Annotated in this window: 25 protein-coding genes and 1 pseudogene; 15 read left to right on the forward strand and 11 right to left on the reverse strand. The window is 65.4% G+C overall.

The window, feature by feature from the left end:
• Positions 1 to 95: 95 nt before the first annotated feature.
• From cydP to BMW28_RS11560, 9 genes are all read left to right on the forward strand, one after another.
• The gene (gene cydP, locus BMW28_RS13040) at positions 96 to 266 is read left to right on the forward strand and encodes a cytochrome oxidase putative small subunit CydP (protein WP_200785793.1); all 171 of its coding nucleotides are present in this window, start codon (positions 96 to 98) and stop codon (positions 264 to 266) included.
• The gene (locus BMW28_RS11525; protein WP_091818109.1) at positions 263 to 1,834 is read left to right on the forward strand and encodes a cytochrome ubiquinol oxidase subunit I; all 1,572 of its coding nucleotides are present in this window, start codon (positions 263 to 265) and stop codon (positions 1,832 to 1,834) included. Before cydP ends, BMW28_RS11525 begins: the two co-directional genes overlap by 4 nt.
• Before the next feature lie 12 nt (positions 1,835 to 1,846).
• Positions 1,847 to 2,989, forward strand: coding sequence for a cytochrome d ubiquinol oxidase subunit II (cydB, locus tag BMW28_RS11530; protein WP_091818111.1), 1,143 nt, complete (start codon positions 1,847 to 1,849; stop codon positions 2,987 to 2,989).
• 29 nt (positions 2,990 to 3,018) lie between these two features.
• Entirely contained in the window at positions 3,019 to 3,141 is a 123-nt protein-coding gene (gene cydX / locus BMW28_RS11535; protein ID WP_091818113.1) for a cytochrome bd-I oxidase subunit CydX, read from the forward strand.
• Complete coding sequence (locus BMW28_RS11540; protein ID WP_091818115.1) at positions 3,138 to 3,410, forward strand: cyd operon YbgE family protein; 273 nt, start codon at positions 3,138 to 3,140, stop codon at positions 3,408 to 3,410. The genes cydX and BMW28_RS11540 overlap by 4 nt, the downstream gene beginning before the upstream one ends.
• Before the next feature lie 184 nt (positions 3,411 to 3,594).
• A complete protein-coding gene (locus BMW28_RS11545) occupies positions 3,595 to 3,999 on the forward strand; it encodes a DUF302 domain-containing protein (RefSeq protein WP_091818117.1) in 405 nt (134 codons plus the stop codon).
• 19 nt (positions 4,000 to 4,018) lie between these two features.
• Positions 4,019 to 5,152, forward strand: coding sequence for an NAD(P)/FAD-dependent oxidoreductase (locus tag BMW28_RS11550; protein ID WP_091818119.1), 1,134 nt, complete (start codon positions 4,019 to 4,021; stop codon positions 5,150 to 5,152).
• 327 nt (positions 5,153 to 5,479) lie between these two features.
• The gene (locus BMW28_RS11555) at positions 5,480 to 6,400 is read left to right on the forward strand and encodes a cytochrome-c peroxidase (RefSeq protein ID WP_091818149.1); all 921 of its coding nucleotides are present in this window, start codon (positions 5,480 to 5,482) and stop codon (positions 6,398 to 6,400) included.
• Between the two features lie 72 nt (positions 6,401 to 6,472).
• Positions 6,473 to 6,913 carry a Fur family transcriptional regulator gene (locus tag BMW28_RS11560; RefSeq protein ID WP_234970132.1) on the forward strand — a complete coding sequence of 147 codons (441 nt, stop codon included), beginning with the start codon at positions 6,473 to 6,475 and terminating at the stop codon, positions 6,911 to 6,913.
• A 90-nt stretch (positions 6,914 to 7,003) separates the two neighbouring features.
• Here the strand turns inward: BMW28_RS11560 and BMW28_RS11565 are convergent, their stop codons facing one another.
• The 4 genes from BMW28_RS11565 to queA form a co-directional block, all read right to left on the reverse strand.
• Entirely contained in the window at positions 7,004 to 7,336 is a 333-nt protein-coding gene (locus tag BMW28_RS11565; RefSeq protein ID WP_234970133.1) for a rhodanese-like domain-containing protein, read from the reverse strand.
• A gap of 221 nt (positions 7,337 to 7,557) precedes the next feature.
• Positions 7,558 to 8,733, reverse strand: coding sequence for a tRNA guanosine(34) transglycosylase Tgt (gene tgt / locus BMW28_RS11570; protein WP_091818123.1), 1,176 nt, complete (start codon positions 8,731 to 8,733; stop codon positions 7,558 to 7,560).
• A 103-nt stretch (positions 8,734 to 8,836) separates the two neighbouring features.
• A complete protein-coding gene (locus BMW28_RS12940) occupies positions 8,837 to 9,007 on the reverse strand; it encodes a hypothetical protein (RefSeq protein WP_159430756.1) in 171 nt (56 codons plus the stop codon).
• A gap of 199 nt (positions 9,008 to 9,206) precedes the next feature.
• On the reverse strand, positions 9,207 to 10,268 hold the full coding sequence (gene queA / locus BMW28_RS11580) for a tRNA preQ1(34) S-adenosylmethionine ribosyltransferase-isomerase QueA (RefSeq protein WP_091818127.1): 1,062 nt from the start codon (positions 10,266 to 10,268) through the stop codon (positions 9,207 to 9,209).
• Between the two features lie 36 nt (positions 10,269 to 10,304).
• On the opposite strand from queA, the gene recG reads away from it, so the two are divergent.
• The 4 genes from recG to BMW28_RS11600 all read left to right on the forward strand — a co-directional run bounded on the left by recG (position 10,305) and on the right by BMW28_RS11600 (position 15,283).
• Positions 10,305 to 12,509, forward strand: a complete 2,205-nt coding sequence (gene recG / locus BMW28_RS11585; RefSeq protein ID WP_091818129.1) for an ATP-dependent DNA helicase RecG — start codon at positions 10,305 to 10,307, stop codon at positions 12,507 to 12,509.
• A gap of 114 nt (positions 12,510 to 12,623) precedes the next feature.
• Positions 12,624 to 13,133, forward strand: a complete 510-nt coding sequence (locus BMW28_RS11590) for an NUDIX hydrolase (protein ID WP_091818131.1) — start codon at positions 12,624 to 12,626, stop codon at positions 13,131 to 13,133.
• A gap of 6 nt (positions 13,134 to 13,139) precedes the next feature.
• Entirely contained in the window at positions 13,140 to 13,913 is a 774-nt protein-coding gene (locus BMW28_RS11595) for a sulfite exporter TauE/SafE family protein (RefSeq protein ID WP_091818133.1), read from the forward strand.
• A gap of 143 nt (positions 13,914 to 14,056) precedes the next feature.
• The gene (locus tag BMW28_RS11600; protein WP_091818135.1) at positions 14,057 to 15,283 is read left to right on the forward strand and encodes an MgtC/SapB family protein; all 1,227 of its coding nucleotides are present in this window, start codon (positions 14,057 to 14,059) and stop codon (positions 15,281 to 15,283) included.
• A 208-nt stretch (positions 15,284 to 15,491) separates the two neighbouring features.
• Here the strand turns inward: BMW28_RS11600 and BMW28_RS11605 are convergent, their stop codons facing one another.
• The gene (locus BMW28_RS11605) at positions 15,492 to 17,465 is read right to left on the reverse strand and encodes a pyruvate kinase (protein WP_091818137.1); all 1,974 of its coding nucleotides are present in this window, start codon (positions 17,463 to 17,465) and stop codon (positions 15,492 to 15,494) included.
• 271 nt (positions 17,466 to 17,736) lie between these two features.
• Here BMW28_RS11605 and BMW28_RS11610 point away from each other — a divergent pair, with 271 nt between their 5' ends.
• Complete coding sequence (locus BMW28_RS11610; protein WP_091818139.1) at positions 17,737 to 18,792, forward strand: glycosyltransferase family 4 protein; 1,056 nt, start codon at positions 17,737 to 17,739, stop codon at positions 18,790 to 18,792.
• 93 nt (positions 18,793 to 18,885) lie between these two features.
• Here the strand turns inward: BMW28_RS11610 and BMW28_RS11615 are convergent, their stop codons facing one another.
• The 6 genes and pseudogenes from BMW28_RS11615 to BMW28_RS11640 all read right to left on the reverse strand — a co-directional run.
• Positions 18,886 to 20,775, reverse strand: a complete 1,890-nt coding sequence (locus BMW28_RS11615; protein WP_091818141.1) for an ABC transporter ATP-binding protein — start codon at positions 20,773 to 20,775, stop codon at positions 18,886 to 18,888.
• Positions 20,776 to 20,911: 136 nt separating this feature from the next.
• On the reverse strand, positions 20,912 to 21,181 hold the full coding sequence (locus BMW28_RS11620) for a hypothetical protein (protein ID WP_091818143.1): 270 nt from the start codon (positions 21,179 to 21,181) through the stop codon (positions 20,912 to 20,914).
• Positions 21,182 to 21,194: 13 nt separating this feature from the next.
• The gene (locus BMW28_RS11625) at positions 21,195 to 21,740 is read right to left on the reverse strand and encodes a hypothetical protein (RefSeq protein ID WP_234970134.1); all 546 of its coding nucleotides are present in this window, start codon (positions 21,738 to 21,740) and stop codon (positions 21,195 to 21,197) included.
• A 179-nt stretch (positions 21,741 to 21,919) separates the two neighbouring features.
• Positions 21,920 to 22,864 (reverse strand): bile acid:sodium symporter family protein, encoded by a 945-nt coding sequence (locus BMW28_RS11630; RefSeq protein ID WP_091818145.1) that lies wholly within the window; start codon positions 22,862 to 22,864, stop codon positions 21,920 to 21,922.
• A 63-nt stretch (positions 22,865 to 22,927) separates the two neighbouring features.
• Complete coding sequence (pncB, locus tag BMW28_RS11635; protein ID WP_091818146.1) at positions 22,928 to 24,121, reverse strand: nicotinate phosphoribosyltransferase; 1,194 nt, start codon at positions 24,119 to 24,121, stop codon at positions 22,928 to 22,930.
• 94 nt (positions 24,122 to 24,215) lie between these two features.
• Positions 24,216 to 24,359 (reverse strand): annotated as a pseudogene (locus BMW28_RS11640) (IS3 family transposase); the annotation flags it as partial.
• 57 nt (positions 24,360 to 24,416) lie between these two features.
• Here BMW28_RS11640 and BMW28_RS11645 point away from each other — a divergent pair.
• On the forward strand, positions 24,417 to 24,705 hold a 289-nt coding region (locus BMW28_RS11645), incomplete at its 3' end, for a transposase (RefSeq protein ID WP_143280599.1).

The raw sequence follows: 24,705 nt of genomic DNA on the forward strand, positions 1-24,705 counted from the left end.
GGGTTTCGACATCTGCGGCGGTTTGCAAGCCCTTGTTTCATACAGCTTTTGCAAACTGGCACGATTCTTGTATGGATGGAGGTATGCGCATGTCCATGTCTGATTCCTCACTGGTGCGCCACCTGATCTGGGTGGTGCTGATCAAGCTGGCCCTGCTCACGGCCATCTGGTGGTCGTTCTTCCGCAGCGAGCGGGTGCAGGCCGATGCCGGCAGCACGGCAGCGCATGTTCTCGTCTCCCCCTCTTCGTCAGGAGCTTCGCAGTGATATCCGAACAACTGGTTGATTTGTCGCGGCTGCAGTTTGCCGCCACGGCCATGTACCACTTCCTTTTCGTGCCGCTCACGCTCGGCATGGTCTGGCTGCTGGTGATCATGGAAAGCGTTTACGTGATGACCGGCAAGGTCATCTGGAAGGACATGACGCGCTTCTGGGGCAAGCTGTTCGGCATCAACTTCGCCCTGGGCGTGACCACCGGCATCACGCTGGAATTCCAGTTCGGTACCAACTGGGCCTACTACTCGCACTATGTGGGCGATATCTTTGGTGCGCCACTGGCGATCGAGGGGCTGATGGCCTTCTTCCTCGAATCGACCATGATCGGCCTGTTCTTCTTCGGCTGGGATCGTCTGAGCAAGCCGCAGCACCTGCTGGTGACCACGCTGATGGCCATCGGCACCAACCTGTCGGCGTTGTGGATCCTGATCGCCAACGGCTGGATGCAGGCACCGGTGGGGGCGGAGTTCAACTTCGAGACCATGCGCATGGAGATGACCGACTTCATGGCCATCGTGTTCAACCCGGATGCGCAAGCCAAGTTCGTGCACACGGTGTCGGCCGGCTATGTGACGGGTTCCATGTTCGTGCTGTCGATCTCGGCCTGGTACCTGCTCAAGGGGCGCAACATCGAATTTGCCAAGCGCAGCTTCCGCGTTGCGGCGGCTTTCGGCCTGGCCTCCATCCTGTCGGTGATCGTGCTGGGCGATGAGTCCGGCTACACCGTGGGCGAGGCGCAGCAGACCAAGATGGCGGCGCTGGAAGCCATGTGGGAAACCGAACCGGCGCCAGCCGGGCTCAAACTGGTGGCAGGCATCAACGAGGCCGAGCAGAAGAATGACTGGGAGATCGAAGTGCCCTGGGTGATGGGCATCATCGGCACGCGTTCACTCGACAAGCAGATTCCCGGCATCCACGAGATCAAGGAAAAGAACCGCGAACGCATCGAACGCGGCATTCCTGCCGTGGTGGCGCTGGAGGCGCTGCGCAAGAACCGCGATGACGCCGAAGCGCTGCGCGTGTTCAAGGAACACCAGCACGACCTGGGTTTCGGCCTGCTGCTGAAGAAATACACCACCGACGTGCGCCAGGCCACACCGGAAATGATCCAGAAGGCGGTGGATAGCACGGTGCCGCGTGTGACGCCCATGTTCTGGAGCTTCCGCATCATGGTGGGGCTGGGCTTCCTGATGCTGGCGCTGTTCACGCTGGCGTTCTGGGAGACGCTCAAGGGGCGCTTCGGCGAGAAGCGCTGGCTGCTGCACTGGGCGCTGTGGATGCTGCCTGCGCCCTGGATCGCGGCCGAGCTGGGCTGGTTCGTGGCCGAGTATGGCCGCCAGCCCTGGACCATCTACGGCGTGCTGCCGACGCATCTGTCGGTGTCCACCCTCAGCGTCAACACCCTGTATGGCTCGCTGGCAGGTTTCGTGGGTTTCTACACGCTGCTGCTGATCATCGAGATGTACCTCATGGTCAAGTTCACGCGCCAGGGGCCGGGCAGCCTAGGTACCGGCCGCTATGACAACGAAGTGGCACACCAGCCGCGCACGCAGGCCTGAGGAGGACACACCATGCTGGACTATCCAACCCTGAAAATCATCTGGTGGCTGCTGGTGGGCGTGCTGCTGATCGGCTTTGCCATCATGGACGGGCATGACATGGGCGTGGGCACGCTGCTGCCCTTCGTCGGCAAGACCGATGACGAGCGTAGGGTCGTGATCAACTCGGTGGGCATGCACTGGGAGGGCAACCAGGTCTGGTTCATCACTGGCGGTGGCGCCATCTTTGCGGCCTGGCCGCTGATCTACGCCACCGCCTTCAGCGGCTTCTACTGGGCCATGATGGCCGCGCTGTGGGCGCTGTTCTTCCGGCCGGTCGGCTTCAAGTACCGCAGTCTGCTCAAGGATGCGCAATGGCGCCGCAGCTGGGACTGGGGACTGTTCGTCGGTGGTTTCGTGCCTCCGGTGATCTTCGGCGTGGCCTTCGGCAACCTGCTGCAGGGCGTGCCCTTCCATTTCAATGAACTGCTGATGGTGAGCTATACCGGCAGCTTCTGGGAACTGCTCAACCCGTTTGCGCTGCTGGCCGGCATTGTCTCCAGCGCCATGATCACGCTGCAGGGCGCGGTCTATCTGGCGCACCGCACCGAAGGCGCGATCCAGCGCCGCGCCGGCACGGCCGCGCTGTGGTCGGCGGTGCTGATGGTGCTGGGCTTTGTCGGTGCCGGCCTGTGGCTGCGCTACGGCAACATCCTGGGTTACGCCATCACCTCGGTGGTGGATCCGGCTGCCCTGCCCAATCCGCTGGGCAAGACGGTGGAGCGCAATGCCGACGGCTGGTGGATCAACTACGCGAAGCAGCCGCTGCTGTGGCTGCTGCCGCTGCTGGGCATTGCCGGGGCTCTGCTGGCGGCAGTGCTGACCCGGGCAGGGCGCACGCTGACCGCCTTCGTGCTGTCCTCGCTGGCCATCGTGGGCGTGATCGGCACGGCGGGCGCGGCCATGTTCCCCTTCCTGATGCCTTCGTCCTCGCATCCGGATGCGAGCCTGACCGTGTGGGACAGCGTCTCCAGCCACCTGACGCTGGGCGTGATGTTCTGGGCCACGCTGATTTTCATGCCGCTGATCATCTTCTATACCGGCTGGGCTTATCGCGTGATGCGCGGCAAGATCACCGTGGAGCAGATCCGCGCCAACGACCATTCGGCCTACTGAGGCCGTCGCCAAGGAACAAGGAGAAACGCATGTGGTATTTTGCCTGGGTACTGGGCGTCGGCTTTGCGGTGCTGCTGGCCATCATGAACGCGCTGTGGGGCGAGAACGAGGAGGCCCGCGCCGAAGCGGCGCGGCGCCAGGGCGACGCATGAGCGAGACAAGCCAAGGGCCCGGCCTGCGCTGGCCCAGCCTGCTGGCCGGCATCGGCATCATGCTGGGCATCACGATCTACCCGCTCGGCATCACGCATGCCGATGGCAGCGCCGACCACGGCATGGCGACGCTGCTGTGCTGGGCCATGGCGGCAGGGATTGTGCATGGCGTGGGCTATGTGCCGCGTTTCTGGCTGTGGCGCTGGCTGCTGTCCGGCTGGGCCTGCCTGCTGGCGCTGGTGGGGGCGGTGGTGCTGAAGTTGACCTGATGTGGAGCAATGCGATGCTGGTCAGGCACAGCCAGACACATGCGTGAGCCCACGCCCGGGCGGATTGCCGCACAATGGGCGTATCGTCAGGCAAACCCGCGTATTGTCTGTCTTGATAATTTCAATTTGTGTAAACTGTTGAATCTGCGGCATCGCTGAATGCCGTTCGAACAGGACCGATTCCATGCCGCTTCCCAGCTATGCCCTGACTGTCGAACTGCAGCGTCCGCTCTCAGCGGCACTGGCCGATGTGCGCCAGGCGCTGGAGGCCGAAGGCCTGCAGATCCTGCACGTGGTGGAGCTGCAGGAGGGGCTGATGCCGCAGGCGCCGGCCCAGCAGTTGCTGGCGCTGTGGGCACCGCCTCTGGCGGACGCGATGCAGGCCGAGCCGCAACTGGGCGCCTTGCTGCCGCTGGGGGCCTACGTGGTGGCCGTGGCGCCCAATCACACCCATGTGGCCCTGCAGGATCCCATGCTGCTCGCCGCGCAGACGCGCAACCGCGAGGTGCACAAGGCCTGCAAGACCCTCTACGTCAGCCTGCGCCGGGTGGTCGACCGCCTGATGCTGGGCCCGCCGATCACCTTCTGACGATCAGGAGCACTTTCCCATGCCCAACTCCCATATCACGGTACTCGGCGCCGGCTTTGGCGCCCTGTCCAGCGTGCGCGTGCTGCGCAAGCGGGGCTTCAAGGGCCGCATCACCGTGGTGGCGCCGCGTGCCGAACTGCATTACCTGCCTGGTACCATCTGGATTCCGGCCGGTCTGCGCACGCGCGAGCAGCTGATCGTGCCGCTGGAGAACTTCTTCCGCCGCATGCAGGTGGAGCATGTGGCCGCGCAGGTAACGGGCCTGTCGGACGATGCGCGTACCGTGCACACCAGCAGCGGCATGGTGCAGACCGATGGCCTGATCGTGGCCTCGGGCGGGCGTTTCATCCGCAAGCTGCCGGGTATCGAGCATGCCATCACGCCGTGCGAAGGCATTGCCGCTGCCGAGCAGATCCGTGACCGCCTGCGCACCATGCAGCAGGGCACGATTGCGGTCGGCTTTGGCGCCAACCCGAACGAGCAGAGCGCCGTACGCGGTGGCCCGATGTTCGAGTTCCTGTTCGGCATCGACGAGCAGCTGCGCCGTGAAGGCCGGCGCGACCGCATCCAGCTGGTGTTCTTCAACCCCTCGCCGCGCCCGGGCAACCGGCTGGGCGACAAGGCGGTGGACCATCTGCTGAACGAGATGCGCCGCCGCGGCATCGGCACGCATCTGGGCCACAAGATGGTGCGCTTCGAGGCCGACAAGGTGGTGACCGAGGGCGGCGAGTTTGCCGCCGACATGATTCTGTTCATGCCCGGCCTGACCGGTCCGGCCTGGCTGGACCAGAGCCCGCTGCCGCGTTCGCCCGGCGGTATGGTGGCGGCCGATGCCCACTGCAAGGTGGCCGGCTTCGACAAGGTCTACGTGGTGGGTGACAGCGGCAGCTTCCCCGGCCCGGACTGGATGCCCAAGCAGGCGCACATGGCCGACCTGCAGGCTGAAGCCGCCGCCAGCAACCTGCTGGCCGAAATGGCGGGCAAGCCGGCCACGCGCGGCTTCAAGGTCGAGCTGGTGTGCATCATCGATGCGCTGGACAAGGGCACGCTGGTGTACCGCACCGAGCGCCGCAACCTGCTGCTGCCACCGTCACGCTGGATGCACATGGCCAAGCGCGGCTTCGAGCGGCGCTATCTGGCACAGTATCGCTAATCCGCCTGCTTCTGACATAGATCAAGCCGCAATCCTCCTTGTCACGTAGGATGACCCTGGATTTAGACCAAGTCTAAATTTGAATCATCCGGCTGCCGCTGTGGCCGGGCGTTCTCACCAGAAAAGGAGTTGAATTTCATGAGGCACAAGTTACATGCACTCTCCGCCGTTGTACTGACATCGCTGGTCTTCGGACTTGCCGGCTGCGGCAATGACGCGAAGCCGGCTGCCAGCGCTGCTGCGAGCGCCGAGCAGCCGGCCAGCGCCGTGGCCTCGGCAGCCGCACCGGCAGCCCCTGCGAGCCAGGCTGCAGCCGTTCGCAACGAAATGATCAAGCCGATCCCGGTGGCCGAGGTGAAGGACCCCGCCATGGTGGAGCTGGGCAAGCAACTGTTCTTCGATCCCCGCCTGTCCCGTTCCGGCGGCATGTCCTGCAACTCCTGCCATAACCTGAGCATGGGCGGCAGCGACAACCTGGCGGCCTCGATAGGCGACCGCTGGCAGAAGGGCGGCATCAACTCGCCCACCGTGCTGAACTCTAGCCTGAACATCGCCCAGTTCTGGGACGGTCGTGCCAAGGACCTGAAGGAGCAGGCAGGTGGCCCGATTGCCAACCCGGCAGAGATGGCGTTCACCCACGATCTGGCCGTGGCCATGCTGGAGACCATTCCGGGCTACAAGGCAGAGTTCAGCAAGGTCTTCAAGAAGGACAAGATCGATATCGATCAGGTGACGACCGCCCTGGCGGCCTTCGAGGAAACGCTGGTGACTCCCAACTCCCGTTTCGACAAGTGGCTGCTGGGTGAAGACGCAGCCCTCACCACGGACGAGCTGAAAGGCTACGAGCTGTTCAAGTCCGCCGGTTGCGTGGCCTGCCACAACGGCCCCAACGTGGGTGGTGCCTCGTTCCAGAAGATGGGCGTGGTCGAACCCTACAAGACCGCACACACGGCACAGGGCCGCATGGACGTGACCAAGTCCGATCAGGACCGCTTCCTGTTCAAGGTGCCTACGCTGCGCAACGTGGAACTGACATATCCCTACTTCCACGATGGTGCGGCCATGACGCTGACCGATGCCGTCGATACAATGGGTAAATTGCAGCTGGGACGGACGTTCACTCCGGAAGAAAACGGCCAGATCGTCGCCTTCCTGAAGACCCTGACTGGCGACCAGCCGAAGTTCGAGCTGCCGCAGCTGCCGGTGTCGAGCGACAGCACGCCGCGTCCTGACCCGTTTGCCAAGTAAGCATCGCGGGAAGAGGCTGATGTGCACGCCGGGGCAGGTCAGCCTCTGTATCTTGTTGGAGTTCAGTACACGATGAGTGACCGGATCGTCATGGGCCCTGCAGGGCGCGACATGCTTGAGTCGGCTGGCATACAGCCGACGCGCCAGCGTTGCCTGATGGCGCAGCTGCTGCTGGAGCGCCCGGTGCACATGACGGCCGAGGACGTGCTGGAGCGCATGCGGCAGTCACACGATCCGATCTCGCGTGCCACCGTGTACAACACCCTGGAGCTGTTCGTGCGTCATGGCCTGCTCAAGGAGCTGCAGGTCGAAGGGTCCGCCACCGTGTATGACTCGAACACGGAACCCCACCATCATCTGTTCCACGAGGACAGCGGCAAGGTCAGCGACCTGCCGCATTCCATGAGCCTGTCGGTTCTGGGGCTGGATGCCCTGAACGATGTCGAGGTGTGTGGCGTCGAAGTCATGGTGCGGGTGCGCCCCAAGGCGGAAAAAGGCCTGCAACCGGCCTGAGGGTGTCGTCCCTGCACCAAAGCCTGCGAATCACCATTGCAGGCGCAGCCGCGCAGCCGCGCAGCCGCGCAGCCGCGCAGCCGCGCAGCGTCAGCCTGCCACCAGCGGCTTGTTGAACACCGCCGCCACTTCCTGCGGACTGCCGCCATTGGTCACGCGGCTGTAGCCCATCTGCGCGAGCAGGGCCTGCGCCATGCTGGAGCGGCCGCCACTGGCGCAATAGACGACGATGGGCGTGTCCTTGTCCTCGACCGGCAGCGCAGCGCCGCCCATCAGGTCGCTCAGCGGCAGCAGCAGGGCGCCCTGCACATGGCCCATCTGGAATTCACCGGGGCTGCGCACATCGACGATCACGCTGTCAGCGGGCACATCGGCCATCTTGTTGCGCGCCATGTCGGCGCGCAGTTGTTCCAGCCAGTTCATGGCACTCCATTCATTGCAAGGTCGGGCAGGCGCAAGCGGGCTGCCCGCGCGAACCTGATAGTTTATAAATAAATAGAGCGATTCGTCCAGCAATCAAGCGGCTGGTGGCGACGCAACTGCAACAGGAGGCTAATGGCAACAGTCAGAGGGTTCGGCTCCCGGGTGCTGGCTTGGGAGTGCAACGGATCCCCGGCAAGCCGGCGGGCGCCAGGGCAAGTCCGTCAAATCCCGCGCGCCCGGTCCGCATGGAACTGCGCCACAAACGCATCGAAGCGGTTGGCGTCCATGGCGTCGCGCATTTCCTGCATCAGGTTCAGGTAGTAGTGCAGGTTGTGAATGGTGGTGAGCATGGGGCCCAGCATCTCGCCGCAGCGGTCCAGATGATGCAGGTAGGCACGCGAGAAACCATCGCGGCCGCCTTCCGCGTAGGGAATGCCGCTGGCGCCGGCACAGGCGTAGCAGGTGCAGGTTTCGTCCAGCGGGCGCTGGTCGGTCTTGTGGCGGGCGTTGCGGATCTTCAGGTCGCCGAAGCGCGTGAAAACGTGGCTGTTGCGCGCGTTGCGCGTGGGCATCACGCAGTCGAACATGTCCACGCCGTGCTGCACGCCGTACACCAGGTCTTCGGGCGTGCCCACGCCCATCAGGTAGCGCGGCTTGTGCGCGGGCAGGCGGTGCGGCGTATGGGCCGTGAGGCGTAGCATGTCTTCCTTGGGCTCGCCCACGCTGACGCCGCCCACGGCATAGCCGGGGAAGTCCATCTCGACCAGCTGCTCCAGCGATTCCTGACGCAGGTTCTCGTACATGCCGCCCTGCACGATGCCGAACAGGGCGTTGGGGTTCTCCAGACGCTGGAATTCGGTACGGCAGCGCTGCGCCCAGCGCAGGCTCATTTCCATGGAGGCGCGGGCTTCACGCTCGGTGGTGATGTGCCCCTTGGTCTCGTAGGGCGTGCACTCGTCGAGCTGCATCACGATGTCCGAGTTGAGCACGGTCTGGATCTGCATGCTGATTTCGGGCGTGAGGAACAGCTTGTCGCCGTTGACCGGGCTGGCGAATTTCACGCCTTCCTCGGTGATCTTGCGCATCTCGCCCAGGCTCCACACCTGGAAGCCGCCGCTGTCGGTCAGGATGGGCTTGTGCCAGTTCTCGAACTGGTGCAGGCCGCCGAAGCTCTCCATGATGTCCAGACCCGGACGCATCCACAGGTGGAAGGTGTTGCCCAGGATGATCTGCGCCCCCATGTCATGCAGGCTGCGCGGCATGACGCCCTTGACCGTGCCGTAGGTGCCGACGGGCATGAAGATGGGGGTCTCGACCACGCCGTGGTTGAGTGTCATGCGGCCGCGGCGGGCCTTGCCTTCGGGGCCGTGGGTGGAGAGGAGATCGAATTGCAGCATGCGTGGAATTGTAGGTGCAGGCGCCCGAAGCTGCCCAGAAACGACAACGCCACCCGGGGTGGGTGGCGGCAGAAAGGAGCTGGCGACAGCCAGCCTTGCAGGATTACTGTTGGTGCGTGGAGTCGCTGGCGATCGACTGGACGGCCTGCTGCGTGGTGCGCACGTCAGCGCCGGTCTGTGCCTTGTCGGAACGGTCCCAGGCCCACGCGGCGAACACGCTGAAACCCATCAGAAATACCAGCGACACGGCGAGGCGGCCAAGCAGAGAGAGCATTGCAGAATCCTTCTTGTGAATGCACCCATTGTGCATCAAGGCGTTGCCACCCGTGTAGGAAATGTACGCGCGAGTGTGTAAAACTGTGATGAATTACCGCAACTTGCGCGTATTTCATGACCCGAATCCGAGTTGCTGCAGAGCAACAATTGTCTGGGTAAATCAGTCAGGATTACGTCAGATTGACGCTCGCAGGCGCTCAGGACGACACGGTCTGGCGCTGCAGCAGCATCGCATCGCCGTAGCTGAAGAAGCGGTAGTGCCGGGCAATCGCATGCTGGTAGAGCGCCATCACGTGCCCGTAGCCGGCAAAGGCGCTGACCAGCATCATCAGCGTGCTCTTGGGCAGGTGGAAGTTGGTGAGCAGCATGTCCACGGTGCGGAACTGGTAGCCGGGGGTGATGAAGATGTCGGTGTCGCCCCGGGCTTCGCCACGGGTGGCCCAGCTTTCCAGTGCGCGCACGCTGGTGGTGCCCACGGCCAGCACGCGGCCACCGCGCGCGCGGCAGGCGGCGATGGCGTCGGCGGTGGCCTGCGGTACCTCGTAGCGCTCGAAATGCATCACGTGCTCGGCGATGTTCTCGGTCTTGACCGGCTGGAAGGTGCCGGCGCCCACGTGCAGGGTGACGTTGGCGTGTTGCACGCCGGCGGCGTCGAGCGTGGCCAGCATGGCTTCGTCGAAATGCAGGGCGGCGGTGGGAGCGGCCACGGCGCCGGGGCTGCGGGCGAATACGGTCTGGTAGCGGCGCTCGTCCTCGGCGCTGTCGACGTGGGTGATGTAGGGCGGCAGCGGCACGTGGCCGTGCTGTGCCATCAGGGTGTAGGGGTCTTCGCTGAACTGCAGGCGGTAGATCGGGCCGTCCTCATGGGGCCAGCGGCCGAGCAGGGTGGCGGTAAAGCCGCCGTCCATCTGCAGCACGGTGCCGGGCTGGGGCTTCTTGCTCACCTTCATGTGCGCGGCCACGGTGTTCGGCAGGCCGGGTTCATGCAGCACGCGTTCCACCAGCAGTTCCAGCCGGCCGCCGCTGGGCTTGTGGCCGAACAGGCGGGCTTTCACCACCTGCGTGTCGTTGAACACCATCAGGTCGCCCGCGCGCAGCAGCGAGGGGAGATCGCGGAACTGGCGGTCTTGCGGGGTGTTGCCGGTGCCGTCCAGCAGGCGCGAGCCGGTGCGCTCGGCAGCGGGATGCTGGGCGATCAGCTCGGGTGGCAGGTGGAAATCGAAATCGCTGAGGGTGAAGCTGGAGGAGGCGCTGGACATGGCGGGCACGCAAGGAAAAACAGGCAGAATTGTCCCATGCCCGAGTCCTCCGCGCCTGCATCAGCCGCCAAGCCACTGTCACCCATGCAAAAAGCCCTGCGCAAGCTGGGCCTGGTGGGGCCGATGGACTTTGCCCTGCATGTGCCGCTGCGCTACGAGGATGAGACGCGCATCACGCTGCTGCGCGATGCGCGGCCGGGCGAGGTAGTGCAGATCGAGGGCGTGGTGACTTCGTGCGAAGTGACGTTCCGGCCGCGGCGGCAGTTGATCGTCACGGTGGATGACGGCACCGATGTGTGCACGGCGCGCTTCTTCAACTTCTATCCGAACCAGCAGAAGGCCCTGTCGGAAGGGCAGCGCGTGCTGCTGCGTGGCGAGGTCAAGCCGGGTTTCATGGGCTGCACCATGCTGCATCCCTCGTTCCGGGCTGCGGGAGGCGAGTTGCCGGATGTGCTGACGCCGGTGTATCCGTCCTCGGGCAATCTGCCGCAGGCCTATCTGCGCCGCGCCGTGCAGGGCGGGCTGGAGCGGGCGCAGGCGGCAGGACTGCTGGCCGAGACGCTGCCGGCTGATGCCTTGCAGGACCTGCAGCGGCAGTTGCATCAGCCGCCATGGCCTCTGGCGCAGGCGCTGCGCTACCTGCATCATCCGACGCCGGATGTGTCGGTGGCAGCGCTGGAGGACCGCAGCCATCCCGCCTGGTTGCGGCTCAAGGCGGAGGAGCTGCTGGCGCAGCAGCTGTCGCAGGCGCAAGCGCATCTGGAGCGGGAACGTTTGCAGGCACCGGCCTTGCCGCTGCGCCGGGGCGGCTTGCACGAGCGCCTGCTGGCGGCCTTGCCGTTCAGCCTGACCGAAGCGCAGCGCCGCGTGGGCGAGGAAATTGCGCGAGACCTGCAGCGCGGCCTGCCCATGCACCGGCTGCTGCAGGGCGATGTGGGGTCGGGCAAGACGGTGGTGGCGGCGCTGGCAGCGGCCATCTGCATCGATGCCGGCTGGCAGTGCGTGCTGATGGCGCCGACGGAGATCCTGGCCGAGCAGCACTTCCGCAAGCTGCTGGACTGGCTGACTCCGCTGGATGTGGGCGTGGCCTGGCTGACCGGCAGCCAGAAGACCAAGGAGCGGCGCGAAATGCTGGCGCGCATTGCCAGCGGCGAAGCGCAACTGGTGGTGGGCACGCACGCGGTGATCCAGGACAAGGTGCAGTTCCACAAGCTGGCGCTGGCCATCATCGACGAGCAGCACCGCTTTGGCGTGCAGCAGCGGCTGGCCTTGCGGCAGAAGATGCAGGGGAATGCCGGTGCGCAAGACCTGCCGGAAGCGGCAGAAACGGCTACGATCTGCAGGCAGAACCTGTCGGGTGTTGCGGAAACCGGCACATCGGGTGCGGTGGAAGCGGGACAGGTCAGCGAACCGCACCTGCTGATGATGAGCGCCACGCCCATCCCGCGCACGCTGGCAATGAGCTATTACGCCGATCTGCATGTCAGCACCATCGACGAGCTGCCGCCGGGCCGCACGCCGGTGCTGACCAAGCTGATCAGCCAGCAGCGGCGCGACGAGGTGATTGCCCGCATCGGCCAGCAGCTGGCGGAGGGGCGTCAGGTGTACTGGGTCTGCCCGCTGATCGAGGAGAGCGAGGCGCTGGACCTGCAGAACGCCACCCACACCTGGGAGGACCTGCAGGCGGCGTTGCCGGATGTGCAGGTGGGGCTGCTGCATTCGCGCCTGCCCACGGCGGAGAAGAAGGCCATCATGGAGGCGTTTTCGCGCGGCGAAACCGGTGTGCTGGTCAGCACCACCGTGATCGAGGTGGGGGTGGATGTGCCCAACGCCAGCCTGATGGTGATCGAACATGCCGAGCGTTTCGGGCTGAGCCAGCTGCACCAGTTGCGCGGGCGCGTGGGGCGCGGGGCGGCGGCCAGCGTGTGTGTGCTGCTCTATGCCACCAACGAATCGGGCCGGGTCAGCGAAACGGCGCGCGAACGCCTGCGTGCCATGGCGGAAACCAATGACGGCTTCGAGATTGCGCGGCGCGATCTGGAAATCCGCGGCCCCGGCGAACTGCTGGGCGCACGCCAGAGCGGGGCGCCCCTGTTGCGCTTTGCCGATCTGGAGCAGGACGCCTTGCTGCTGGACTGGGCGCGCCACTGGGCGCCGCAGATGCTGCGCCAGCACCCCCGTCTGGCCGAGCGGCACCTGCAGCGCTGGCTGGGCGGACGTGCGGAATTCCTCAAGGCCTGAGCACGGACTGGGCCCTTTCGGTCCGGCAGCATCAAACCCAGTGATAATGAATGGTTAATCCGGAGCAGCGGGCAAGGGTGCCTGCTGCCGGCAACCGATCTTGATGACCCGAACATGGAAACCCGCTGGACCCCCCGAGTTACTGTGGCCGCCGTGCTGGAGCGCGATGGCAAATTCCTGCTGGTCGAAGAGCGCCAGACGCGCGGCCTGGTGCTGAACAATGCCGCGGGCCATCTGGACTGCGGCGAATCGCTGGCGCAGGCCGTGATCCGGGAAGTGCTGGAAGAAACGGCCCACGATTTCACGCCGACCTCGCTGGTGGGCGTCTACCTGTCGCGCTACCAGGGGCATGATCCGGTGCGTGGACGGGACCGCGACCTGACCTTTCTGCGCTTCACCTTCTGCGGCACGCTGGGCGACTTTCATCCGGAACGGGTGCTGGATACCCCGATCGAGCGCACGCTGTGGCTGACGCCGGACGAGATCCGTGCCAGCACCGCGCGCCACCGCAGCCCCATGGTGCTGCGTTCGCTGGAAGACTATCTGGACGGCCATCGCTTTCCGCTGGATACGATCTACGCGCACGAGAGCGTGTTCGACCCCGCTGCGTTCGAGACGCGCTGACGCGGCATGCTGGGCGGTATCGACCTGACAACCCTGGGAGTGCTGCTGCTGGCGGCCTTTGGCGCGGGCGTGCTTAATGCCATTGCCGGCGGCGGCAGCTTTCTGACCTTTCCTGCGCTGGTCTGGGCCGGCATTCCGCCGATTCCGGCCAACGCCACCAGCGCCATCGTGGTGGCGCCGGGCTATCTGGGCAGCACGCTGGGATTCCGGCAGGAGCTGGGTGAACTGCCGCGCAGTACCCTGCGCAACGACGCGCTGGTGTCGGCGGTCGGTGGTGTGGCCGGGGCCTTGCTGCTGCTGGTCACGCCGGCCAAAGTGTTTGCCGGCATCGTGCCCTGGCTGCTGCTGTTTGCCACCGTGCTGTTCGCGGCGGGGCCGCGCATCGGCCGCTGGGTGGGCACGCACCATGCCGATGGCAGTGCCGGCCAGCGTTGGCGCCTGCCGGCCCTGCTGCTGGTGGCCATCTACGGTGGCTATTTCAATGGCGGTCTGGGCATCCTGCTGATGGCCATGTATCTGCTGGTGGGTGAGACGCGGCTGCACACGGTCAATGCGCTCAAGAACCTCGATTCGCTGGTGCTGTCGGTGGTGTCCGTGGCGGCGTTTGCCTGGGCGGGGGCGATTGTCTGGCAGCATGCCTTGCCCATGATGGTGGCGGCCACGGTGGGCGGTTTTGCCGGCGCCGGCCTGGCGCGCCGCCTGCCGCTGCCCTGGGTGCGGGCCATCGTGATCGGCACCGGGGTGGTGATGAGTGTGCTGTTCTTCCTGCGGGAGCGCTGAACCGGGCTTCGTGTGCGGGGCTCCAGGCAGGCTGCGCTTGGGAAACCAGGGCACAGGAATGGCGAACGAAGGGCGCCGGGGGGCTGCAACAGGGCGCAGGGGTCTACACTCGGACTTGCACAAGAACAAGGAAGGAGCGCGCGATGGATTGGGACAGTACCAAGGGCATCATGACGGCGCTGGGCATTGGCCTGCTGATCGGGGCCATCCGCGAGCGTAACAGTGCAGCACCCATGGCCGGCCTGCGCACGCACGCGCTGGTGGCGGTGGTCGGTGCCGTGAGCATCCATATCGGCATGGGCGCCTATATTGCCGCACTGCTGATGATTGGCGCCCTGGCGGTGGCCGGCTACATGCGCAACGATCCTGACGACCTGGGTCTGACCGGCGAAGTGGCCCTGCTGGTGAACATGGCGCTGGCTGGCCTGGCCAGCAGCAACCAGGTGCTGGCGACCGCGCTGGGCGTGACTGTGGCCGTGCTGCTGCAGGCCAAGCGCCAGCTCAAGAATCTGAGCCGCAACGTGATCACCGAGCAGGAGGTGAAGGACGGCCTGCTGTTGCTGGCGGCAGCGCTGGTGGTGATGCCGCTGCTGCCGGCCGAGGCGCTGGATCCCTGGGGCGTGCTCGAGCCGCGCACCATCTGGAAGATCGTGGTGCTGGTGCTTGGTGTGGGCATGCTGGGGCATATCGCGCTGCGCATGGTGGGGGCGCGCTGGGGGCTGGCGATGGCCGGCTTCTTCTCGGGCTTTGCCTCATCCACTGCGGCAACGGCCAGCTTTGGTGCCCGCGTCAAGGCAGAGCCGGCGTTGCTGATGCCGGCCAGTTCCGCAGCAATTCTTGCCAACCTCGCATCCCTGTTCCTGCTGCTGATCGTGGTCTGGGCGGCGTCGCCCGGCCTGCTGATTGATCTGGCATGGCCCATGCTGGCTGCCGTGCTGGTGCTGGGCGTGAATGCGGCCTTCGGCCTGCGCAGCGCCAGCGATCAGGCCGAAGTGGAAGACGAAGGCGGGCACAAGGCTTTCAAGCTCTCGCATGCCGTGCTGATTGCGGCCATCATCGGCGGTGTTTCCTTGCTGGCGGCCTGGTTGCGTCACACCTTTGGCGACACTGTGGCCATTGCCGCTGCCATGCTGGCCGCGCTGACCGAGCTGCAGGCCGCGGCCGTCAGTATTGCGCAGATGAACACCTCGGGCAGCATGCCGCCCGCCTATGCGCAATGGGGCGTGATTGGCGTGCTGGCTTCGAGCGGCCTGGCCAAGTCGGTGCTGGGTTTTGTCAGCGGCGGCCCGCGCTATGGCTTGCGCGTGAGTGTTGCGCTGATCGGCATGGTGGTGGTGGCTGCCCTGGTGCTGTGGCTGGTGCCGGGGTGAGGCGGGGCTGAGCGGCCCTCCTGAATGCAGGGGGCTGGCTTTGCCGGCCCCGCATCCGACAGGGAAAAGGGCGCATGGGGGCTCTGCTTCAGCCGGGTTCTTCCTCCAGGTTCAACGCAAGCACTCTGTATCCACCGGACACTGTCCGGTGTCCGGTGTCCGGTGCCCGGTGCCCGGTGCTCAGTGCTCAGTGCTCAGTGCTCAGTGCTCAGTGCTTCTTGTGCTTGCCCGACTTCTTGCCGTGCTTGCCCTGCTTGCCTTCGGACGGTGCGATGTCATAGAGGCCATGCGCCAGCCGCAGTTCGCGCAGCAGGGTGCGCTTCTTGGTCTGGTGCGAACGCATGCGGCACAGGATGTCGTCCAGCACGCGCACGGCTTCCAGCACGTGCGGGCCCTTGTTCAGCATCACGCATTCGGCGCGGTGGCCCATGGCGGCGTCGGTCACTTCGGCGCGTGAGGGCAGGCCTTCCTTGGCCAGGCTTTCCAGCACCTGCGTCGCCCAGATCACCGGTACGTGGGCTGCTTCGCAGATCCACAGGATTTCTTCCTGCAATTCGGCCAGACGTTCGAAGCCGCTTTCCACTGCCAGGTCGCCGCGCGCGATCATGATGCCGCAGCAGGGGCCCTGCATGGCGCTGAGCAGCATCTGCGGCAGGTTCTCGAAGCCGCGGCGGGTTTCGATCTTGAGCACGATGGCCAGATCCGGCCGGCCCAGGCGGCGCAGTTCGGCCTCGAGCTGCTCCACGTCATCGGCGTTGTTGGCAAACGAGAGTTCCACCACGTCGGCGTTTGCGGCAATGAATTCCAGGTCGATCAGGTCCTGCGCCGTGAGGGCAGGGATGTGCAGGTCGCTCTCGGGCAGGTTGATGCCCTTGTCGGCGCGCAGTTTTTCGCCGTCGAGTCCGGCCCGGGTGATGCGGACCAGCACGTGATCGTCTTCCATCTGCTCGACCACGCCGCCGATCTTGCCATCATCGAACCAGATCGGCTCGCCGGAGCGCACGTCGTCGAACACTTCGGGCAGGGTGCAGCCGATGCTGGCCGGAGCGACAACCTTGCCTTCGGCGTCGAGGGTGGCGGGCTGACCGGGCTGCTGGTCGCGCGTGACGCGCAGCAGGTCGCCGGCACGCAGCAGCAGGGCGCTTGGGGTGGCAGGCAGGGCGCCCACGGCGGCATCGTGCGGTGGGCCGTCCGGCAGGTCCCTGCCGGTGACCGGAATGCGGCGCAACAGGGTGCCGGGGGCCACGTAGAGAGTGCGTTGCGACTCGGCCCAGCAGCCGGTCTTGCCGGTTTGCACCACTTCCATGCTGCGGCGCTTGCCGCGCGCATCCGTCAGACGGATGCGGTCGCCGGCGCGTAGCGAGCCGAGCCAGCTGGCCGGCACCGGCACGCAGCCATCCGCTTCCTCGGGCGGGGCAGCCGGCGCAGCGTCTTCGGCATGCAGCCAGATGCGTGCCGGCTGGCTCGGCAGGCCGAGGGGATCGCGGCGGGCGCGCAGGCGCAGCACGGCGGGGCCGGGCTCCAGCGGGCCGGTACGCAGCTTGGGGCCGCCCAGATCCATCACCACCTTGCAGGTGCTACCCACGGCCCGTTCGGCGCGGCGCAGGTGCTTGATCATGCGTGCCCAGGTGATGGCGTCGTCATGGGCGCAGTTGATGCGCATGCAGTCCATGCCCTGGGCCAGCAGGTCGTGGATGAGGCGCGGGTCGTCGGCGGCTTCGCTCGGCATGGTGACCATGATGCGCACGTGCCGGCCCGGTTCGGCCGGGCCGAGCAGATCGTTGGCATGCTGCTCGAGCAGATGCTGGCCGTGGGCAAAGTCGTACACCGTGGGCAGGTGCTCGCCGGGGCTCCACTCCTGGCCGGCGAGTTCGTGCAGGGCTTCCAGCACGGCGTCGATGGTGGCCAGCACGTGCGATTCGGCCCGGCCCAGCGAGGACAGGCCGAGTGCTGACAGCCGCATCTGCAGCGGGCGCAGGTCCTGCTGGCGCATGTGCAGGTAGTGCACCAGGTTGCGCGCACTTTCACGGAAGTTGGGATGGGCGGCGTCGAGCAGCTGCCGCACCGAATCGGGAATGGACACCAGCTCCTCCCGCAGCTCCAGCATCTGCTGTCGCGCGGTCTCGATGTCCTTGCGGCGTTGTGCGGGGGAGTTGCGGGGAGAAGAGACAGGGGGTGACATGACGCTCCAGACTGATGCAGTGAATCGGCCGAAATTAGGCCATCTTGCTTCAGATTTTGGCTGAGATGTATGTCATATTTATGTCATCTTTTCTCGATGCCGGGTGGCAGGGTCAGGCAAGGGATGGAGGCGCCGGCAGGATGGCGCGTGAAATCCACAGATGACAGTCCTGCAACCATTCCGTCATCAGCAAGCCATACAAATGCATTCGAATCGTCATGGATGCCGGCGCAGGGGCGCTGTCTGCCGCAAACAAAGGACTGTCTCCTCCATGAAGATTCTGATCGTTACCGATGCCTGGGAGCCGCAGGTGAACGGCGTGGTGCGCACGCTGAAGATGACCACGCGCCATCTGCAGGAAATGGGGCATGAAGTGTCCATCCTCTCTCCGCTGGATTTCCGCTCCATGCCGTGCCCGACCTACCCGGAAATCTCGCTGGCGCTGACCACGCGGCAGAAGGTGGAAAAGCGCATTCTGGACATCGATCCGGATTGCCTGCACATCGCCACCGAAGGCCCGCTGGGCTGGCTGGCACGTGGCGTGGCGCTGCGCCATGGCTGGCCGTTCACCACGGCCTACCACAGCCGCTTTCCCGAGTACGTGCATGCGCGCTTCAAACTGCCGACGCGCATCAGCTACGCGGCGCTGCGCCGCTTCCACAACGCCGGCCGTGCCACGCTGGCGCCCACTCCGGCGATCGTGGAAGACCTGCAGGCGCGCGGTTTCAAGCAGGCGCGGCTGTGGTCGCGCGGGGTGAACCTCGATGCCTTCAAGCCCGAAGGCGAGCGCCTGCCGCGCAAGCCCGGTGTGCCGGTGTTCCTGTATGTGGGCCGTCTGGCCGTGGAAAAGCAGGTGCACAAGTTCCTGGAGCTGGATCTGCCCGGCGAAAAGTGGGTGGCTGGCACCGGCCCGGCGGAAGACAAGCTCAAGGCCCGCTTTCCCGATGCGCGCTGGTTCGGTGTGCTGAGTGGCGAGGATCTGGCCACCATCTACCGTTCCGCGGATGTGATGGTGTTCCCGAGCGTGACGGATACCTTCGGTCTGGTGATGGTCGAGTCCATGGCCTGCGGCACGCCGGTGGCGGCCTATCCGGTGCCGGGGCCGATCGACGTGGTGGGTATGGAATCGGATGGCGGCGTGCTGAGCGCCGACCTGCGTGCGGCCTGCCTGGCAGCGCTGGACAAGCCGCGTGATGCCGTGCGCCGCCATGCCGAGCAGTTCAACTGGCCGGCGGCGACGCGCCAGTTCGAGCAGGCGCTGGCACCGCGCCGGGCCGTGGCGCCGCCGATGCCGCTGCAGCCTGCGGCGGTGGCGTCGACTTCCTGAAGGGCCGGGGACAGGGAGGCTCCTGCGTGACCTGATCCGTGCCTGTGCGCCGTGTGGGGGCCGATAGCGGTTTGCCGAAGAGGCGAAGCGCTGTCAGGCTGTCCCCGGAATCGCCAGTTCCTCTTCCGGAATCTCGTCGTCCTGTTCGCCCAGAAAACCACCACTCTGGTGCTGCCACAGGCGGGCATACAGGCCGCCGCGCGCCAGCAGCTGCTGGTGCGTGCCCTGTTCCACGATCTGGCCCTTGTCGAGCACGATCAGGCGGTCCAGCGCAGCGATGGTGGACAGGCGGTGCGCAATGGCGATCACGGTCTTGCCTTCCATCAGCGTGTGCAGGCTGCGCTGGATGGCGGCTTCCACTTCGGAGTCGAGCGCGCTGGTGGCTTCGTCCAGCACCAGGATGGGCGCGTCCTTGAGCATGACGCGGGCAATCGCCACGCGCTGGCGCTGGCCGCCGGAGAGTTTCACGCCGCGCTCACCCACCTGCGCCTCGTAGCCGGTGCGACCCTCGCGGTCGCTCAGCTGCAGGATGAAGTCATGCGCTTCGGCACGCTCGGCGGCGGCGATCATCTCGGCGTCGCTGGCATCCGGGCGGCCGTAGAGGATGTTGTCGCGCATGGCGCGGTGCAGCAGCGAGGTGTCCTGCGTGACCATGCCGATGTGCTGGCGCAGGCTGTCCTGCGTCACGCTGCGCACGTCCTGGCCATCGATCAGGATGCGGCCGGCCTGCACGTCCTGGAAGCGCAGCAGCAGGTTCACCAATGTGGACTTGCCGGCACCGGAGCGACCGATCAGGCCGACCTTCTCGCCAGGGCGGATGGTCAGGTTGAGCTGCTCGATCACCGGCGCGGCATCGCTGCGGTAGGCAAAGCGCACGTCCTCGAAGCGCACCTCGCCCTGCGTCACTTCCAGCCGCCTGGCATCCGGCGCATCCACTACGGCGCGGGGACGCGACAGGGTGTTGATGCCATCCTGGATGGTGCCCACGCTCTCGAACAGGCTGGTCATTTCCCACATCACCCAGTGGCTCATGCCGTTCAGGCGCAGCGCCATGGCGCTCACGGCGGCGACGGCACCAATGCCGACCTGGCCCTGCATCCACAGCCACAGCGACAGGCCGCCAGCGCCGAGGATCAGCGCCACCATCAGCACCTGATTGGCAATCTCGAACTGGCTCACCAGCCGCATCTGCGCGTAGCCGGTGGCGCGGAATTCATCCATGGCGGCGCGTGCAAAGCCGGCTTCGCGCTGCGTGTGTGAGAACAGCTTGACGGTGGCGATGTTGGTGTAGGCGTCGGTGATGCGGCCCGTCATGGCGGCGCGGGCATTGGCCTGCGCCTTGCTCACTTGGCCCAGGCGCGGCACGAAGTACCAGCAGGCCAGCGCATAGGCGAGCGCCCAGAGCAGGAAGGGCAGCATCAGCCGTACGTCGAAGCCGGCGGTGAGCAGCAGGATGGTGATCATGTAGGTGCCCATGCCGATCACCACGTCCGTCGTGGTGAACAGGGCATCACGCACGGCCAGCGCCGTCTGCATGATCTTGGTGGTGATGCGGCCGGCAAACTCCTCGGCATAGAAGGCCATGCTCTGGCCCAGCATCAGCCGGTGGAAGTTCCAGCGCATGCGCATCGGGAAATTGATGGCCAGCGCCTGATGCTTGACGATGGTCTGCAGGGCCACCAGCGCGATGGAGGCCAGCATGATGCCGGCCAGCCAGGTGAGGGCGGTGCCGTGGGTGGTGATCAGTTCGGATGGCCTGATTTCGCCCAGCCGGTCCACCACGCGGCCCAGCGTAGCGAACAGGAAGACTTCGTAGAAGGCGATGAGCGCAGACAGCGCGGCCATGCCGACGAAGTAGCCGCGCGCACCGGCCGTCATGCGCCAGACAAAGGGCAGAAAGCCCGTGGGGGGAAGCACGGGCTCTGCGGGAGGATAGGGGGGAAGGCGGCGTTCGAACCAGCGTAATGGGGAAGGAGTGGGCATGGAGGAATGCTATCCAAATGGCGTCCGGTTTGCTGAACGCGGGTCTTTGCGCGGGGCGGCTATGTTGGTCCGTTGACACGGCAAGCCCATGCAAAAACGCCCTGCGATGGTGGCAGGGCGTTTGGTTCGTGGGCACTCAATTCAGGTCCGAGTCGCGTTCCTGGCGTTCCGTGATGCGATCGACGACGGGCTTCAGGCCGGTGTCCTTGCGTCCCTGCCGCGCGTCGTCCACGGCGTCGTCCGCCTTCTCGCGGTCAACCGGATCGTTGTTGGGCTCCAGGGCATCGGGCGACTGGTCACGCTCGTGCGGGAGCCTGGTCTGGTCCGGGGCTGCGCGCGAGAGGTCGATGTCCCGCCCGTCCTTGTCTACACTGTCCGGCGCGCCGGATTGGTTTTCGCGTTGCATGGCAGCTCCCGGCTTAGCGGCCATCGCCGTTGGCATCACCGGGCAGGGCGCGTTCCACGCGATGCCAGGCGGCGCGGCCGGCGCTCTTGGCCTGCTCCCAGGTCAGGCGCGAATCGCCCTTGAGCTCCTGCCAGTCACGTTCCAGCTCGGTCTGCGCGTCATCCCAGCCGCGGCCTTCGTAGCGCTGGCGGCCCTGGTAACCCAGGCGATAGGCGGGCGCGTAGTCGTCGTAGGTGTAGTCGGCCACGTAGTCCGGCTGGGTGCGGTAGTTTTCGCTCCAGTAGGCGTGTTCGGGATCGGTCGCTTCCACGGCGGCGTAGCCGCCCAGCGCGCCGAGCACGGCACCGACCGTGGCACCGACAAAGGTGCCGACCGGCCCGCCGATGGCAGTGCCAACCACGGCACCGCCGGCGGCACCGGCGACCATGCCGCCGCCCATGGCCACGCTGCCGGCTTCCTTCTGCGATTCAGCCGCAGACATGCTTTCCTGGTGCAGGGGGTTGGGATCCTGCGAGGGTTGCGCGATGGGGGTTTCCTTGAGGGGTTCCTGGACTGGCATGATGCTGCTCCTTGTTCTGTGGCTGCTTCCCTGGGTGCACCGGATGTGCGCGGCGGGAAAGAGCCCGGGCGATGGAGTCAGTGTGCCCCGCAGGCGCCCCGCCGGCTGTCGGGCAAAGGCAGCGGGGCGTGTCGGTCCAGTCCGATAGGCGGCGCTGCAGGGCAGGCGCCGCCCGGGCATCAGCCCTGTGCGCGGTTTTCCTTGCGCGCCCAGTAGGTGGCCAGCAGGGGACCGGAGATGTTGTGCCAGAAGCTGAAGATGGCGCTAGGCACGGCAGCTACCGGGTTGGCCTTGAAGTGCACCGCAGCCAGCGCAGCTCCCAGACCGGAGTTCTGCATGCCGACCTCGATGGCAATGGCCTTGTTGTCAGCGTGGCTCAGGCCCATCAGGCGGGCCGCCCAGTAGCCGATCAGGTAGCCGAGGCCGTTGTGCAGGATGACGACGGCGAAGATCAGCAGGCCGGTTTCGGCGATGCGGGACTGGCTGGCTGCCACCACCGCAGCGACGATGGCGACGATGGCGAAGACGGAGATCAGCGGCGTGAATTCAGCCACGGCCTTTACGCGTGCACCCAGCAGCATCTGTGCCACCAGACCCAGCGCGATCGGGAACAGCACCACTTTCAGCACCGAGATGAACATGCTGCCGGCGTCGATGTCGATCCATTCGCGTGCCAGCAGGTAGAAGATGGCCGGTGTGAGCAACGGAGCCAGCAGGGTGGACGCCGTGGTGCAGGCGACCGACAGCGCTGTGTTGCCGCGGGCCAGATAGGTCATGACGTTGGAGGCCGTGCCGCCCGGGCAGCAGCCGACCAGAATCACGCCGATGGCGATTTCCGGAGGCAGGTTGAGTCCCTTGGACAGCAGATAGGCCAGGCCGGGCATGACCACGAACTGCGCCACCACGCCGATCAGCACGGCCTTGGGATGGCGGGCCACCTCGCGGAAGTCGGCCGTGGACAGCGTGATCCCCATGCCGAACATGACAATGCCCAGCAGCCAGGTGATCCAGGGACCGATCCACTTGAAGCCTGTCGGCCATACGAATGCGGCCACCGCCGCGAGCAACACCCAGAGCGCGAACGTCTTCTGGATGAATTGACTGACTTTCTGAAAACCGGCCACTTACCTCTCCTGCCTGTGAATTAGGGAAAATATTCCCTGAATTTTAAGGGAGAGAAGGCGCCGTCAGTTGGCCTTGGGCGGCGCAGGAATCTCGAACACCTGCCGCAGATAGGTCAGATAGCCTTCGTCCTCCACCATGGTCTTGCCCGGTGTGTCGGAAATCTTGGCGACCGGCTGGCCATTGCACTTGACCATCTTCAGCACGATGGACAGGGGATCAGGTCCCAGATCATTGGTGAGGTTGGTGCCGACGCCAAAGGCGGTCTGGATGCGGCCATGGAAGCGCTGGAAGATCTCGATGCAGCGCGGAATGGTGAGGCCATCGCTGAAGATCAGCAGCTTGGTGTGCGGGTCGCAGCGGTTGGCGGCGTAGTGCGCGATCATGCGCTCGCCCCAGCTGAACGGATCGCCGCTGTCGTGGCGGGCGCCGTCGAACAGCTTGCAGAAATACATGTCGAAATCGCGCAGGAAGGCGTTCATGCCGTACACATCCGACAGCGCGATGCCGAGGTCGCCCCGGTATTCCTGCGCCCATTTCTCGAAGGCGAACACCTGGGTGTCGCGCAGACGCGGGCCGAGCGCCTGGCAGGCCTGCAGATACTCATGCGCCATGGTGCCCATGGGCTTGAGGCCGAGCTCCTTGGCATACATCACGTTGCTGGTGCCGGTCATGCGGCTGTCGGGGCCTGAGCCGAGGCGCTGCTTCATGATGGTCAGCACCTCGCGCTGCCAGTCGCGCGAGAAGCGGCGGCGCGAACCGTAGTCGGCAATGCGGATGTCTTCGAGGCCGGGAGCGTCCAGCAGGTCGATCTTGGCGTGCAGGCGCTTGCGGCCTTCGTCCCAGTCCACATTCGGCGCCGTGTTGCGGAAGTAGACCTCGGCCACGATGGAGAGGATCGGGATCTCGAACAGGATGGTGTGCAGCCAGGGGCCGCGGATGCGGATGTCCAGCTCGCCGTTGTCCAGCGGCGTGAGGGTGACGGCCTTTTCGTTCAGCTCGAACAGCCCGAGAAAATCCACGAAATCGCTCTTGATGAAGCGCAGCGAGGCCATGTAGGCCAGTTCATCCCCGGTGAAGCGCAGCGAGCACAGGTGGCGGATCTCCTCGCGGATCTCCTCCATGTAGGGCACCAGCTGCACGCCGGGGGTGCGGCACTTGAACTTGTACTCGACCTGCGCGCCAGGAAACTGGTGCAGCACCGCCTGCATCATGGTGAACTTGTAGAGGTCGGTGTCGAGGAGGCTTTGGATGATCATGGGCACACTCACTGTTGAACTTCTAGGATACCGCGAATCGTCCGGACGCAAAAAAGCCGTCCCGCAGTGAACTGACCCCAAAAACTTGGACAGTTTAAGAATGGGCGGTTAAGCCCCCGAAGGACTGAACTCTGTATTGCACAGGGCTCAGTCCTTTGAGTTTGAGCCGGATACGCTCGTGGTTGTAGTACGTGATGTACTCCTTCAATCCTGCTTCCAACTCCTGCACGCTGTCAAAACGGTTCTGAACCGCCCCGGGTTTGGAGGAGGCCCCAACTCTTGAGAAGATGGAGCCATGAACAAGTCCAACAAGTTTTCCCCGGAAGTGCGCGAGCGCGCTGTGCGCATGGTGCAGGAGCATCGAGCCGAGTACCCTTCGTTGTGGGCAGCTATCGAATCGATTGCGCCGAAGATCGGCTGTGTGCCGCAAACCCTGCACGATTGGGTCAAGAGAGCCGAGATCGACGCTGGCCTGCGTGCGGGTACCACGACCTCGGATGCGCGACGCATCAAGGAACTGGAGCGCGAAGTCAAGGAGCTGCGCCGTGCCAATGAGATCCTCAAAACTGCCAGTGCGTTTTTCG

This window comes from Allobrachymonas denitrificans DSM 15123 (assembly GCF_900110225.1).
GTDB lineage: Bacteria > Pseudomonadota > Gammaproteobacteria > Burkholderiales > Burkholderiaceae_C > Brachymonas > Brachymonas denitrificans.

Bases quoted from the DNA above. Each gene is read 5' to 3' on its own strand.
- pncB (WP_091818146.1), bottom strand. From the start codon at position 24,121: ATGATCATCCAAAGCCTCCTCGACACCGACCTCTACAAGTTCACCATG.
- queA (WP_091818127.1), bottom strand. From the start codon at position 10,268: ATGTCCAGCGCCTCCTCCAGCTTCACCCTCAGCGATTTCGATTTCCAC.
- BMW28_RS11625 (WP_234970134.1), bottom strand. From the start codon at position 21,740: ATGCCAGTCCAGGAACCCCTCAAGGAAACCCCCATCGCGCAACCCTCG.
- BMW28_RS11560 (WP_234970132.1), top strand. From the start codon at position 6,473: ATGAGTGACCGGATCGTCATGGGCCCTGCAGGGCGCGACATGCTTGAG.
- BMW28_RS11605 (WP_091818137.1), bottom strand. From the start codon at position 17,465: ATGTCACCCCCTGTCTCTTCTCCCCGCAACTCCCCCGCACAACGCCGC.
- BMW28_RS11565 (WP_234970133.1), bottom strand. From the start codon at position 7,336: ATGAACTGGCTGGAACAACTGCGCGCCGACATGGCGCGCAACAAGATG.
- BMW28_RS11610 (WP_091818139.1), top strand. From the start codon at position 17,737: ATGAAGATTCTGATCGTTACCGATGCCTGGGAGCCGCAGGTGAACGGC.
- BMW28_RS11540 (WP_091818115.1), top strand. From the start codon at position 3,138: ATGAGCGAGACAAGCCAAGGGCCCGGCCTGCGCTGGCCCAGCCTGCTG.
- BMW28_RS11620 (WP_091818143.1), bottom strand. From the start codon at position 21,181: ATGCAACGCGAAAACCAATCCGGCGCGCCGGACAGTGTAGACAAGGAC.
- BMW28_RS11595 (WP_091818133.1), top strand. From the start codon at position 13,140: ATGCTGGGCGGTATCGACCTGACAACCCTGGGAGTGCTGCTGCTGGCG.
- BMW28_RS11550 (WP_091818119.1), top strand. From the start codon at position 4,019: ATGCCCAACTCCCATATCACGGTACTCGGCGCCGGCTTTGGCGCCCTG.
- cydB (WP_091818111.1), top strand. From the start codon at position 1,847: ATGCTGGACTATCCAACCCTGAAAATCATCTGGTGGCTGCTGGTGGGC.
- cydX (WP_091818113.1), top strand. From the start codon at position 3,019: ATGTGGTATTTTGCCTGGGTACTGGGCGTCGGCTTTGCGGTGCTGCTG.
- BMW28_RS11590 (WP_091818131.1), top strand. From the start codon at position 12,624: ATGGAAACCCGCTGGACCCCCCGAGTTACTGTGGCCGCCGTGCTGGAG.
- BMW28_RS12940 (WP_159430756.1), bottom strand. From the start codon at position 9,007: ATGCTCTCTCTGCTTGGCCGCCTCGCCGTGTCGCTGGTATTTCTGATG.
- tgt (WP_091818123.1), bottom strand. From the start codon at position 8,733: ATGCTGCAATTCGATCTCCTCTCCACCCACGGCCCCGAAGGCAAGGCC.
- cydP (WP_200785793.1), top strand. From the start codon at position 96: ATGTCTGATTCCTCACTGGTGCGCCACCTGATCTGGGTGGTGCTGATC.
- BMW28_RS11545 (WP_091818117.1), top strand. From the start codon at position 3,595: ATGCCGCTTCCCAGCTATGCCCTGACTGTCGAACTGCAGCGTCCGCTC.
- BMW28_RS11600 (WP_091818135.1), top strand. From the start codon at position 14,057: ATGGATTGGGACAGTACCAAGGGCATCATGACGGCGCTGGGCATTGGC.
- BMW28_RS11555 (WP_091818149.1), top strand. From the start codon at position 5,480: ATGATCAAGCCGATCCCGGTGGCCGAGGTGAAGGACCCCGCCATGGTG.
- recG (WP_091818129.1), top strand. From the start codon at position 10,305: ATGCCCGAGTCCTCCGCGCCTGCATCAGCCGCCAAGCCACTGTCACCC.
- BMW28_RS11615 (WP_091818141.1), bottom strand. From the start codon at position 20,775: ATGCCCACTCCTTCCCCATTACGCTGGTTCGAACGCCGCCTTCCCCCC.